Origin of the sequence: Methylobacterium sp. PvR107 (assembly GCF_017833295.1) — a bacterium.
Classification (GTDB): domain Bacteria; phylum Pseudomonadota; class Alphaproteobacteria; order Rhizobiales; family Beijerinckiaceae; genus Methylobacterium.
In genome coordinates this window covers 5,358,571-5,370,958 of the sequence record NZ_JAFIBW010000001.1, presented here as the reverse complement: position 1 = coordinate 5,370,958, position 12,388 = coordinate 5,358,571, and the positions used below count along the sequence as shown (strand labels likewise).

The window sequence follows — 12,388 nt, the reverse complement described above, 5'->3', positions numbered from 1 at the left end:
CTCCCCCGCATCGGGGGGAGGATTTGGGCCGCTCAGTACACGTCGGCCTGATAGCGCCCGGCCTTCTTCAGCGCGGCGAGATACGCCACCGCGTCCTCGGGGCTCTTGCCGCCAAACTGCGCCGCCACGTCGATGATCGCCCGCTCGACATCCTTGGCCATGCGCTTGGCGTCGCCGCAGACGTAGAAATGCGCGCCGCCTTCGAGCCACTTCCACAGATCGGCGCCGTTCTCGCGCATCCGGTCTTGAACGTAGGTCTTCTCTGTGCCGTCCCGGGACCAGGCCAGGGACAGGCGGGTGAGCACCTTGTCGTCCTTCAGCTTGGTCAGTTCGTCCTTGTAGAAGAAGTCGCTCGCCTGCCGCTGGTGGCCGTAGAACAGCCAGTTGCGGCCCGGCGCCTGCGTGGCGGCGCGCTCGCGCAGGAAGGCCCGGAACGGCGCGATCCCGGTGCCGGGGCCGCACATGATCACGTCCTTCGACAGGTCGGCCGGCAGCCCGAACCCGTGCGCCTTCTGAAGGTAGATCTTCACCTTGGTTTGCTCGGGCAGGCGCTCGCCCAGATGGGTCGAGGCGACGCCGAGCCGCAGCCGCGAGCGATGATTGTAGCGCACCGCGTCCACGGTCAGCGACACGCGGCCGACATCCATCTTGGGCGAAGACGAGATCGAGTAGAGCCGCGGCTGTAGCTCGTCCAAGGCCTCCAGAAAGACCTCGGCGTCGGGCCGCGCGCCCGGGAATTTGTGGAGCGCGCCGAGCACGTCGAGATAGGCCGCGTCCCCGTCCGGATCCTCGCCGGAGGCGAGCGCCTGGGCCTTCTTGCGGGCCGCGCCCGAGGTGAGCAGCGACAGGAGCTGGTAGAGGTTGTCGGGCGCCGCGCCGAGCGCGTAGTTGATCAGCAGGTGCTCGCGCAGGGTCCTGTCGCCGATCACCCGCTCGGGCCGGGCGCCGAGTTCCGCGATCACCGCGTCGACCAGCGCCGGGGCGTTGGCGGGGAACAGGCCAAGCGAATCACCGGCCTCGTACTCGATCGGCGTGCCGTCGAGGCCGATCTCGATGTGCCACGTCTCCTTCTCGCCGCCCGGATCGTTGAGGCGGCGGCGGAACAGGAACAGCGCCTCGACCGGGTTCTCGCGGCAGAAGCCGAGGGGACCGAGGTCGGCGGCGGCCTTCGGGGCGTCGTCGTCCGCCTTCGGCGCGGCCGGGGTGCCTCCGGCGGCGCCGAACTCCTCGTCCAGCTTCTTGAGCATGCGCAAAGTCTCTTTGCCGCCGGGCTGGCAAAGGTTCAGGCGCGCCTCGTTCTTCAGGAAGATCGCGTTGGCGTAGTCGGCGCAGTTGTAGCCGCACTGGCCGCAATCCTGCTGGGCCATGGCGGCCATCAGCTTCTGCGGCTCGGGCCGGTCCTTGGCCATCTCCATCCGGTCGCCGAGCGGCACCGACGGGTCGTGCCAGGGGGCGTCGTCGTTGTCGGCCAGTTTCGGCCCGGTCGCGGGGCCTTCGCCGGGCGCGAGCGCCGTGGCGCCCGCGACGGCGGGGCCGAGCAGGGCCGCGAAATAGCCGGAGAGCCAGGCGCGCTGGTCCTCGTTGAAGGGCGCGGTCTCGGGGATCAGGACGAGGGGGGGCGAGACGTGCTGGGTCATGCGGCGGCCTTCAGGGCGGGCTGGTCCTCGGCGGCGTCGCGGAGCGCCTCCGCGCCGGTGCGGCTGGTGAAGGCCAGGAAGCTTTCCTCGGGCCCCTGGCGGAGGGCGAGGTAGGCGCGCAGCAGCGCCTCGACGCGGGAGGGTGCGTCCTCGGCCTTCACGGCCTTCCAGATCTCGGTGCCGATCTTGGGGTTTTCGGCGAAGCCGCCGCCGACCACGATGTCGTAGCCCTCGACGGTGTCGCCCTCCTCCGAGACGACGACCTTGGCGCCGATCAGCCCGATATCGCCGATGTAGTGCTGGGCGCAGCTGTGGTGGCAGCCGGTGAGGTGGACGTTCACCGGCACGTCGAGGTTCGGCACGGCCTTCTCGACATGGTCGGCGATGATCAGCGCGTGGCCCTTGGTGTCGGAGGCCGCGAATTTGCAGCCCTTGGCGCCCGTGCAGGCTACGAGGCCGGAGCGGATGCCGGCCGCCTTGGTCGTGAGGCCGAGATCGAGCACCCGCTGCTCAACCTCGGCGACCTTCGCATCCGGTACGCCGGAAAAAATGAAGTTCTGCCAGACGGTGAGGCGGATCTGTCCGTCGCCGCACTCGGCCGCGATCTTGGCGAGCGCCCGCACCTGATCGCTGGTCATCTTGCCGACCGGCAGGACCACGCCGATCCAGTTGAGGCCGGGCTGCTTCTGGGCGTGGACCCCGACATGGGCGAAGCGGTCGGTGGCCTTGCGCGGCGCCACGCGCTCCGGCGCGACCCGGTCGAGCTTGCGGCCGAGCTTGTCTTCGACGGCGGCGAGGTACTTGTCGAAGCCCCAGGCGTCGAGGACGTATTTCATCCGGCTCTTGTTGCGGTTGGTCCGGTCGCCGTTCTCGATGAACACACGGATGATCGCGTCGGCGACCGCATTGCAATCCGCTGGCTTCAGCACGATGCCGGTATCGCGGGCGAGGTCCCGGTGGCCCGAGATGCCGCCGAGCACGAGGCGCATGTAGATCCCCGGAGGCACCGAGGCGCCCTCCAGAACCTCCACCGCCTGGAAGCCGATATCGTTGGTCTCCTCCAGGGTCGGCATGACGCCGCTGCCGTCGAAGGCGACGTTGAACTTGCGCGGCAGGCCGTAGAGCGAGCGGTCGTTCAGGATCCAGTTGTGCCAGGACTTGGCGAGCGGGCGCGTGTCCAGCAACTCCTGCGCGTCGATGCCGGCGGTGGACGAGCCGGTGACATTGCGGATGTTGTCGGCACCCGCGCCCTGGGCCGTGAGGCCGATATCGGTCAGGCCGTCGAGGAAGGGCTGGGCGTGCTCGGGGCTGATCTCGCGGACCTGCAGGTTGGCCCGGGTCGTCACGTGGACGTAGCCGCCGCCATGCTGGTCGGCGAGGTCGGCGACGCCCGCGAACTGCCAGTGGTGCAGGATCCCGTTCGGGATCCGCATCCGGCACATGTACGAGACCTGATTCGGCGCGACCCAGAACATCCCGTGATAGCGCCAGCGGAAATTGTCCTCGGGCTTCGGCTGCTTGCCGGCGGCGGCCTCCTGGATCAGGCGGTTGTGGCCGTCGAACGGGCTCTCGGCGCGCTTCCACTTCTCCTGCTCGCAGAGCTTGCCGCCGTCCTTGACGGTCCGGTCCTGCGCCTTGATGTGGATCGCGTCCGGGCCCGTGAGCTCGGCGGGCGGCGCGGCCGCCCCGGCCCCGCCCGCGGCGAGGCCGCCGGTCATGCGGACGGCGGCGATGCCGGATGCGAAGCCTTCGAGATAGCGCTTCTGCTCGGCCTCGAACGCGACCGCGGCGATCTGGGTGGTGGTCTCGGACATCCGCGCCTCCTCAAGCAGCCAGCGGCTCGGGCGCCGGGCGCCCGAACATCAAGTCGTCCACGCTCTCGATCGGATCGCCGGAGCGGATCAGCCCCTTGCAGGCGCCCTGCTCGGCGATGTCGCCGACGAACACCGCGCCGAGCAGCCGGCCGTCGCGCACAAGCAGCTTGCGATAGAGGCCGGCACCCGGATCGGAGAGCACGATCGCCTCGGCATCGTCGGGCGTGTCCACGATCCCCGCCGAGAAGACCGGCAGGCCCGACACCTTGAGGCTCGTGGACAGAGCCGTCCCGCGGTACTCGGCCGGATGACCGGCGAGGTGGCGGGCCAGCGTTTCGGCCTGCTCATAGGCGGGCTCGACCAGCCCGTAGACCTGGCCGCGGTGCTCGGCACACTCGCCCAGCGCGAAGATGCGCGAATCCGAGGTCGTCATCCGGTCGTCGACCGTGATGCCGCGGCCGATCGTCAGCCCGGCAGCCTGCGCCAGCGCCACCGAGGGGCGCACGCCCACCGACATCACCACCAGATCGGCCGGGAGAACGGTGCCGTCGGCCAGGACGAGGCGCTCGACGCGGCCGTCCCCCTCGATCCGGTCGGTGTCGGCCTTGAGGATGATCCGCACGCCACGCGCTTCCATGGCGCGCTTCACCAGTCCGGCGGCATGATGATCGAGCTGGCGCTCCATCAGCCGGTCCATGACGTGGAGCAGGCTCGTGTCGACCCCGAGGCGCGCGAGCCCGACCGCAGCCTCAAGGCCCAGCAATCCGCCGCCGATGACGATGGCGCGGGCATGCTGGACGGCGGCCTTCCGGATCGCCGCGACATCGGCAAGGTCGCGAAAGGTGATGACACCCGGAAGGTCCATGCCGGGCTTAGGCAGGCGGATGGGAAGGGATCCGACCGCGAGCACCAGCTTGTCGAAGGGCAGGATGTGGGTCTCGCCCACGATCACAATGCCGTTCTCCCGGTCGATCTGCGTCACCGGCGCGCCGGTGATCAGGCGGATGCCGTGGGCAGCGTACCAGTCGAGGTTGCGGAACGCGCAGGCCGCCTCGTCGACCTCGCCGCCGAGCAGCGAGGAGAGCAGGACCCGGTTGTAGGCGGCGGTCGGCTCCGCGCCGACGCAGGTCACGTCGTAGCGGCCGGGGGAGCCCTCGGTCAGGCGCTCCAGAAAGCGTAGGGACGCCATGCCGTTGCCGACGACGACGAGTCGCTCGCGCGGCGGCCCGGTTTCGGCGCGCGGATCGTGAACACGGGTGTGCGTAGGAGATGTCGCCATCGCTCGATCGCGTCTTGGAACCTCGGATGCAGGATCGTTGGCGGACCGCCACGAAAAAGCCGCTGCCGGTCGTCTCTCGGCAGGGGGCTGCCTCAGGAGAACCGGATCAGCGGCCTCGCTGACGGCGCTGTCCGTCGCCGTTGACGGACGCCAAGATCCAAGCAGGCTTCGTGCCAAGTTGGCGGCGGCGCGCTAAGCCATTCCGGCCGTTGAGGAAAGTTTGATCACCGCTGTGTTGGCGCGGGGCACGGCCCTGCACGATGCGCTGCACAAAAAACGGGCGCACGGCGGCTCAATCGGCAGGCGGCGGAGGTCGCGTTCGGCCGGAGACGCGCGGTGACGCCTCGCTTCGCCCGCGGGCGCCGCCGACCCGGGCGGCTGAACGCCGGCCCCGGCCGAGACAGGCCGCGACCGCCGCCACGTGGCAGCGCGTCGCCCGACCGGCCGAACCGATTCAGATCAACGAGGAGAGTATCGCCAGGAGGCCCAGCGTCGGCATCACGCCGGCTGCCAGGACCCAGTACCAGGCGTGGCCGATACCGGGACGGCGGTTGTCATTGGACGCCCTGGGCGGCTTCGCGCCCCGGCAGACGTAGCGTCGGAGTTCGACCCGCATCTGCGGATGCGACGACGACGATCCAGTATCGAGCTTGCGGCATCCGGGCATGGCGGAGACACAACGGGCAAGCCCGCTCGACGTTCCAGCATTTCCCGGCCTGACGTTGCACGAAAATGACGAACATGTCCGTCTGTCGCCGGCCTCAGAGATCCGCCGCCGCGGCCCGGTAGAGATCGGGCCTGTAGACCATCGCGGCGGAGCCTTCGAGGGCTCCGGACCTGATCTGCTGCGAGCTGCGCATCTGCGCCAACAGCCACTCGGCGTCCCTGAGGCGCGGCTCCTCGACGGAGGCGCCGAAGCGCAGGAGCAGGCCGGCCTCCGCCGCCGCCGCGGGGTCGCCCGCGAAAGTCCGTCCCAGCAGAGCCGTGTCGAGGTCGAGATAGCCGCGGCGGGCGATTCGGTGGATCAGCTCGGAGCGGTTCTCCGGATCGGCGCACCAGCGCCCGGCGCGCGCCACCGCCCGCACCAGCGGCAGGATCCCATCGCCGAGCCGCTCCGACACGGCCAGAACCTTCTCGGGGGCGTCGGGTGCCAGCGCGCCGCCCTGCACGGCGATGCGCCCGTGCCCGGCCGCCACCGCCACGTCGTTCCATGGCGCGCCGGCGCAGAACCCGTCGACGAGGCCGCGGGCCAGGGTCTCGACGCTGTACTGGGGCGGGACGACGACGGTGCGGAAGGTCGCCGGGTCGAGCCCGCCGGCCTCGGCGAACAGCCGCAGCTGGTAGCTGTGGCACGAGAACGGATGGACGGTGCCCAGCGTCAGGGGCCGGCCGGCCCGGGCCCGCTCCTCCGCGGCCCGCGCGAAGGCGCGGGCGACATCCGTCGGCTCCTCGCTTGCCGGATCCATCGCCGCCCAGAGGCCGCGCGACAGGGTGATGGCATTGCCGTTGACGCTGAGCTGCAGCGGCACGACCAAATCGGAGGGCGGTCCCGAAAGGGCGAGCCGGCTGGCGAGCGCCAGCGGTGCCAGCATGTGGGCGCCGTCGAGATGCCCGAGCGCCAGCCGGTCGCGCAGGGTCGCCCAGGACGGCTCGGCCGTAAGGTCGAGTTCGAGCCCCTCGGACCGGGCAAAGCCGAGCTCGTGCGCGGCGATGAGGGGCGCGGCGTCGCAGAGCGGGACGTAGCCGAGCTGGAGCCTCATCCGAGCAGGTCCGCCGTGGTGACGATCGCACGGGCGATATCGGCGATCTTGCGCTTCTCGTTCATGGCCTTGCGGCGCAGCTGCTTGTACGCCTCCTCCTCGCTGAGGCCCTTCAGATTCATCAGGATGCCCTTGGCCCGCTCGATCAGCTTGCGATCGGCGAGCTCGCCCCGCGCCTCCGAGAGTTCACGCTGAAGCCGCGCGAAGGCGTTGAAGCGCAGGATTGCGATGTCGAGGATCGATTTGATCCGCTCGGCGCGCAGCCCGTCCACGACGTAGGCCGAGATCCCTGCATCCACGGCGGCCTGCATCATGGTCGTGTCCGAGCGGTCGACGAACATCGCCACCGGCCGCTCGACCTGCCGTGAGACCCCCGACATCTGCTCCAGGATGTCCCGGCTCGGGCTCTCGAGATGGATCACCACCACGTCGGGCCGCAGCGCTGTGACGCGCTCCAGCAGGTCCGCGGTGTCGGGGATGACGACGACGCGGCCGACGCCGGCTGCTCGCAGCCCTTCCTCCAGGATCGCCGCGCGGGCTCGGCTCGGGTCGATCACGGCGACGGTGAGGTTGGTTTCGGTCATCGGAGCCCGGTTCGGGGCGGGTCGTCTTGGAGGGGCGGCCCGGTCCGGGCTGCCCAAGCTACGCAAGCTCTGTGCCCTCCGGATGCGGCGGCGGAAAGCCCTGCGGCCACGCATCCTGTCCTGAATCGGAAGGTTGGTTGAACCGACGACAGCCCCCTCATCCCGGGGTTGCGCCACGGAGCGCGTGAGCCAGACATGCCGGAGCGCCGCGGTTCTGTTCCGCCTTCGGTTCCGGTTGCCCGGCTCCGGCGTGCCCCTCCGGATCCGGGCTCGCCTGCGGCATCGCGGAACGACGGCGCGAGCGATCGGCCCGGGGGGGAAGCCCTGCCGGTTCGCAATGGCCTGCAACCGACGCGAAAACAAATGGTCCAGCTTCCGCCGCAATGCTGGCCGCTCTTGGAGTTCGGGAAGCGGTCATGGAGATCGGTGATTCGGATGCGCAGGCCAGATCAGCCCGCCCTGACGGAAACCGGCACCGGCCGTGTCTCGATGCCGTTCCTGCCGACACTGGCCGTCGTGGCCGTTCTGGGCGTGGCTTCGCTCTATTGCCCGTCGTCGAATCCGGCTCCGCCCGTCGCTCGGGCGGCACTTGCGGAACTCGATCCCCTCACGACCGAATCCATTGCCGCCCCCGCCGGGACTGCGCCCTCCCCAACGGATTTTGCACGGACGGCCGCCGTCGTCGCGGTGCCCGGTCGGCTGCCAGCCTCGATGGCCTTCGCGGAGGCTTACCCGCTCGACGGTTCGACCTCGAAGGCCGCGGCGCTTCCTGCGGGAACGCCGGCCCGGCCGGCTCCGCGTCTGGCCGCGAACCGCCGAACCTGTCCGGGCCGCCGATGCCCGGAGGTTCCGCAACGTGCCGCCGATCCGTTCGCCGCCGCCCACGCGGAGGCTGCGGAACCGGGCGGAGAGGGTTCGATCCCGGAGCCGGCCCTGCCCTTCGTCGCGACCGTAGCCGAGACCCTGGCGCCGGCCGCAAGGGTTGTCGGTGATGCCGCGGACCTCGTGCGCAGCGGTGCTGCCGCGGTGAAAGGCTCCGTCTCCCTGGCGGTGGCTGACTGCCTCCGCTGAGCGGCCGACGGATTTTGGGATCGGTCGAAGCGAGCAGCGGTGTCGGACGGTTCTGGCCCGCCATCGCGACGCGTCTCGAGCAGGCCCGGGACTGAGCCGAACCACCGCCCGGCCGCAGCGCCCAGCCGCCCACGGGTCCCCTGGATCTCCCGCTTCCCCGTCCTAGGTGCGTTGCAGCGGACGGTCCGGGCAGCCGTCCGCGGACCGGAGCCGGGGCCGGATGGCTGCACGCATCGAAGATTACGCGCTGATCGGGGATTGCCGGAGCGCCGCGCTGGTCAGCCGACAGGGCAGCATCGACTGGCTGTGCTGGCCGCGCTTCGACGCGGCGGCCTTGTTCACCAGCCTGCTCGGAACCGAGGCGCACGGCTTCTGGAAGATTTTCCCAGAAGCCGAGCAGGTCGAGACCCGCTGGACCTATCGCCCGGGAAGCCTCGTGCTGGAGACGCGGCATGCCACCCGCCAGGGCGAGGTTCTGGTCACCGACTTCATGCCGATCGGCGACGGATCGCACCTCGTGCGCCTCGTCGAGGGGGTCCACGGGCGCGTCGCCATGCGGATGGAGATGGCGGTCCGCTTCGATTACGGCTCGGCGGTGCCCTGGGTGTCCCGCTCGGAACTGGGCGACCTGCGGGCCGTCTCGGGCCCCCACAAGGTGGTGCTGCGCACCGACGTCCACCTGAAAGGGTCAGAGGCGCAGACGACGGTCGCCGAGTTCACCGTTCATGCCGGCGAGAAGCGCCGCTTCGTCCTGAGCTACGGCCCGTCCCACGAGAACGATCCCGTGGCGATCGAGCCGCGCCGGGCCCTCGACGCGACGGATCAGCACTGGCAGGCGTGGTCGAGCCGCTGTGCCGGGGGGACGGCCTGGGACCGGATGCTCCAGCGCTCCCTGCTGACTCTGAAGGCACTGATCTACGAGCCCACCGGCGGCATCGTGGCGGCGCCGACCGCCTCCCTGCCCGAAGGTCTCGGCGGCGAGCGCAACTGGGACTACCGGTTCTGCTGGCTGCGCGACTCGACGCTGACGCTGATCGCCCTGATGGACGGCGGCTACATCGATGAGGCCCGCAACTGGCTCGACTGGCTGCAGCGGGCGGTGGCCGGAAACCCCGAGCAGGCGCATATCCTGTACGGCATCGGCGGCGAGCGCCTGCTGCCCGAGATCGAGCTCGACTGGCTGCCCGGCTACGAGAATTCGAAGCCGGTGCGGATCGGAAACGCGGCCGCCAGCCAGTTTCAGCTCGACGTCTACGGCGAGCTGTTCGACGCGCTCTATCAGGCCCATGCCCGCGGCCTGCCGGTCAGCAAGGACGGGCTGCGGGTCGGGCTGGCGATCCTGGGCCATCTCGAGCAGGCTTGGCGCCGGCCCGACGAGGGGATCTGGGAAGTGCGCGGTGGCCCGCGCCATTTCACCCACTCGAAGGTGATGGCGTGGGTGGCCTTCGACCGGGCCCTGCGCATGCACGAGATGCACGAGTCCGGTGCCACCGAGGAACATGCCCGGCGCTGGCGCGCTGTCCGTGACGAGATCCACGCCGAGGTCTGCGCGAAGGGGTTCGATCCCGAGCTCAACAGTTTCGTCCAGTCCTACGGGTCGAAGGCGCTCGACGCGAGCCTGCTGCTGATCGCCCATACCGGGTTCCTGCCGCAGGACGATCCGCGGGTGATCGGCACCGTCGCGGCGATCGGCAGGGACCTGATGCGGGACGGCTTCATCCTCCGCTACGAGACCGAGGGACAGACCACCGACGGCCTGTCGGGCAACGAGGGGGCCTTCCTGCCCTGCACCTTCTGGTACGCCGACAACCTGATCGGTCTCGGCCGTCGGGACGAAGCGCGGACGATCATCGAGCGCCTTATCGGCATCTGCAACGAACTGGGTCTCGTCAGCGAGGAATATGACGTGCAAGCCAAACGCCTTGTGGGTAATTACCCCCAGGCGTTCACCCACGTCGCGCTCGTCAACACGCTCCTCAGCTATTCGCGCGGCGAAGGGCCGGCGGATCGGCAGGGTGGTAAGGCCAACGGAGCTCCTCCCGCCGTCCTGCGGCGGCGCGAAGCCGCGAAGCGGACCGCGCGAGGCGAACTGGAAGACGCAAAATCATGAGCGGTGCTGACACTCCCGCCAAGGCGGCCCTGGCTGAGATCGATACGCTCAGCATCAACACGATCCGCACGCTGGCGATCGACGCGGTGCAGAAGGCCAATTCCGGCCATGCGGGCGCGCCCATGGCGCTGGCGCCTGTCGCCTACACCCTGTGGAACCGCTACCTGCGCTACGACCCGGCGCATCCGCACTGGCCGAACCGCGACCGCTTCGTGCTGTCCTGCGGCCACGCCTCGATGCTGCTCTACGCCCTTCTGCACCTCGCGGGCGTCGCCGAGAGCGACGGCGGCAACGCCCCGGCTGTGTCGCTGGAGGACATCCGGAAGTTCCGCCAGCTCGACAGCCGCACGCCCGGCCACCCGGAATATCACTTCACCACCGGCGTCGAGACCACCACCGGCCCGCTCGGCCAGGGTGTCGCCAACTCGGTCGGCATGGCGATGGGCAGCCGCTTCCTCGGCCAGCACCTGAACCGGCCGAACCTGCCGCTGTTCGACTACAACGTCTACGCAATCTGCTCGGACGGCGACCTGATGGAGGGCGTCGCCTCGGAGGCCGCATCGCTGGCCGGCCACCTGCGGCTCGCCAACCTCTGCTGGATCTACGACGACAACACCGTCACCATCGAGGGCCACACCGAACTGGCCTTCGGCGAGGAGGTGGCGACCCGGTTCCTGGCCTATGGCTGGCAGGTGCTGCGCGTCGCCGACGCCAACGACGTGCATGCGCTCGCGGGTTCGATCGAGACGTTCCTCGCAACCAGCGACCGGCCGACCCTGATCATCGTCAAGTCGGTGATCGGCTACGGCGCGCCGAAGAAGCAGGGTACGTCGAAGGCGCATTCGGACGCGCTCGGCGAGGACGAGGTCAAGGGCGCCAAGCGCGCCTATGGCTGGCCGGAGGACGCCCAGTTTCTCGTGCCGAACGGCGTTCAGGAGAACTTCCGGGACGGGATCGGCAAGCGCGGCGCCGGCCTCTACGATTCGTGGCAGGACCTGCTGACGAAGGCCAAGGAGGCCGATGCCGATCACGCCGAGGATCTGAACGCCTTCTTGGAGGGCCGCCTCCCGGATGGCTGGGAGAAGGACATCCCGGTCTTCGAGCCGGACGCCAAGGGTCTCGCCACCCGCGAATCGTCCGGCAAGGTGCTCAACGCCATCGCCGAGCACGTACCGTTCCTCCTCGGCGGCTCGGCCGATCTGGCGCCGTCCAACAAGTCGAACCTGACCTTCGCGGGCGCGGGCTCGTTCGGCCCGTTCTCGCCGGGCGGCCGCAACCTGCATTTCGGCGTCCGCGAGCACGCCATGGGCTCGATCGTGAACGGCTTAGGCCTCTCCGGTTTGCGGGCCTACGGCGCGACCTTCCTGGTCTTCGCCGACTACATGCGGCCGCCGATCCGGCTCGCCTCCCTGATGGAGCTGCCGGTCTTCCACATCTTCACCCACGATTCGATCGGCGTGGGGGAGGACGGGCCGACTCACCAGCCGGTGGAACAGCTTCTGTCGCTGCGCTGCATCCCCGGGCTCATCACCCTGCGCCCGGCCGACGCCAACGAAGTGGCCGAGGCTTACCGGGTGATCTTCTCGTCGAAGAACCAGCCGGTGGTGCTCGCCCTCTCCCGCCAGCCGCTGCCGACGCTCGACCGTACGAAGTTCGGCGCGGCTTCGGGAACCGCCAAGGGGGGCTACGTGCTGGCCGACTGCGAGGGCACGCCGGAGGTGATCCTGCTGGGCGCCGGATCCGAGGTGCAGCTCTGCATCGGCGCCTACGAGGCGCTGAAGGCCGACGGCGTGAAGGCCCGGGTGGTGTCGCTGCCGTCCTGGGAGCTGTTCGAGCGGCAGGATCAGGCCTATCGCGACTCGGTGCTGCCGCCGGCCGTGAAGGCGCGGGTGGCGGTCGAGCAGGGCAGCGTGATCGGCTGGGATCGCTATGCCGGCACCGAGGGCGCGATCATCGGCATGCACACGTTCGGCGCCTCGGCGCCGATCAAGGATCTCCAGAGCAAGTTCGGCTTTACCCCCGAGAAGGTTCTGGAGGCCGCCAAGGCACAGGTGGCCAAGCACGGGAAGTAGCGGCTCAGGCGCGACGGTCTCCCTCCCCCCTCTGCGGGAGAGGGTGGCCCCGAAGGCGAGC

The 12,388-nt window shown here is 69.8% G+C and carries 9 protein-coding genes; 3 read left to right on the top strand and 6 right to left on the bottom strand.

The genetic code is table 11. The features are described 5' to 3' along the window. Positions 1 to 32: 32 nt before the first annotated feature. The 6 genes from JOE48_RS25365 to JOE48_RS25340 form a co-directional block, all read right to left on the bottom strand. Positions 33 to 1,637, bottom strand: coding sequence for a sulfite reductase subunit alpha (locus JOE48_RS25365; protein WP_210033883.1), 1,605 nt, complete (start codon positions 1,635 to 1,637; stop codon positions 33 to 35). Then, positions 1,634 to 3,451: a NirA family protein gene (locus tag JOE48_RS25360; protein WP_210033882.1), complete on the bottom strand. Its 1,818-nt coding sequence runs from the start codon at positions 3,449 to 3,451 to the stop codon at positions 1,634 to 1,636. The genes JOE48_RS25365 and JOE48_RS25360 overlap by 4 nt, the downstream gene beginning before the upstream one ends. Before the next feature lie 10 nt (positions 3,452 to 3,461). Continuing rightward, positions 3,462 to 4,730, bottom strand: coding sequence for an NAD(P)/FAD-dependent oxidoreductase (locus tag JOE48_RS25355; RefSeq protein ID WP_210033880.1), 1,269 nt, complete (start codon positions 4,728 to 4,730; stop codon positions 3,462 to 3,464). A gap of 454 nt (positions 4,731 to 5,184) precedes the next feature. Next, complete coding sequence (locus JOE48_RS25350; protein ID WP_210033878.1) at positions 5,185 to 5,346, bottom strand: hypothetical protein; 162 nt, start codon at positions 5,344 to 5,346, stop codon at positions 5,185 to 5,187. Positions 5,347 to 5,491: 145 nt separating this feature from the next. Next, positions 5,492 to 6,490, bottom strand: coding sequence for a CmpA/NrtA family ABC transporter substrate-binding protein (locus JOE48_RS25345; protein WP_210033876.1), 999 nt, complete (start codon positions 6,488 to 6,490; stop codon positions 5,492 to 5,494). Then, positions 6,487 to 7,074 carry an ANTAR domain-containing response regulator gene (locus JOE48_RS25340; protein WP_210033874.1) on the bottom strand — a complete coding sequence of 196 codons (588 nt, stop codon included), beginning with the start codon at positions 7,072 to 7,074 and terminating at the stop codon, positions 6,487 to 6,489. Before JOE48_RS25340 ends, JOE48_RS25345 begins: the two co-directional genes overlap by 4 nt. Positions 7,075 to 7,509: 435 nt before the next feature. Between JOE48_RS25340 and JOE48_RS25335 the strand changes: the two genes are divergently transcribed. From JOE48_RS25335 to tkt, 3 genes are all read left to right on the top strand, one after another. After that, positions 7,510 to 8,145 carry a hypothetical protein gene (locus tag JOE48_RS25335; RefSeq protein ID WP_210033872.1) on the top strand — a complete coding sequence of 212 codons (636 nt, stop codon included), beginning with the start codon at positions 7,510 to 7,512 and terminating at the stop codon, positions 8,143 to 8,145. A gap of 220 nt (positions 8,146 to 8,365) precedes the next feature. Next, a complete protein-coding gene (locus JOE48_RS25330) occupies positions 8,366 to 10,255 on the top strand; it encodes a glycoside hydrolase family 15 protein (protein WP_210033871.1) in 1,890 nt (629 codons plus the stop codon). Next, complete coding sequence (tkt, locus tag JOE48_RS25325) at positions 10,252 to 12,327, top strand: transketolase (protein ID WP_210033868.1); 2,076 nt, start codon at positions 10,252 to 10,254, stop codon at positions 12,325 to 12,327. Before JOE48_RS25330 ends, tkt begins: the two co-directional genes overlap by 4 nt. Positions 12,328 to 12,388: the final 61 nt, after the last annotated feature.

What these genes read in the sequence shown, in the direction of transcription:
- JOE48_RS25365 (WP_210033883.1), bottom strand. Translation starts at nt 1,637, where the DNA reads ATGACCCAGCACGTCTCGCCCCCCCTCGTCCTGATCCCCGAGACCGCG.
- JOE48_RS25360 (WP_210033882.1), bottom strand. Translation starts at nt 3,451, where the DNA reads ATGTCCGAGACCACCACCCAGATCGCCGCGGTCGCGTTCGAGGCCGAG.
- JOE48_RS25355 (WP_210033880.1), bottom strand. Translation starts at nt 4,730, where the DNA reads ATGGCGACATCTCCTACGCACACCCGTGTTCACGATCCGCGCGCCGAA.
- JOE48_RS25350 (WP_210033878.1), bottom strand. Translation starts at nt 5,346, where the DNA reads ATGCGGGTCGAACTCCGACGCTACGTCTGCCGGGGCGCGAAGCCGCCC.
- JOE48_RS25345 (WP_210033876.1), bottom strand. Translation starts at nt 6,490, where the DNA reads ATGAGGCTCCAGCTCGGCTACGTCCCGCTCTGCGACGCCGCGCCCCTC.
- JOE48_RS25340 (WP_210033874.1), bottom strand. Translation starts at nt 7,074, where the DNA reads ATGACCGAAACCAACCTCACCGTCGCCGTGATCGACCCGAGCCGAGCC.
- JOE48_RS25335 (WP_210033872.1), top strand. Translation starts at nt 7,510, where the DNA reads ATGCGCAGGCCAGATCAGCCCGCCCTGACGGAAACCGGCACCGGCCGT.
- JOE48_RS25330 (WP_210033871.1), top strand. Translation starts at nt 8,366, where the DNA reads ATGGCTGCACGCATCGAAGATTACGCGCTGATCGGGGATTGCCGGAGC.
- tkt (WP_210033868.1), top strand. Translation starts at nt 10,252, where the DNA reads ATGAGCGGTGCTGACACTCCCGCCAAGGCGGCCCTGGCTGAGATCGAT.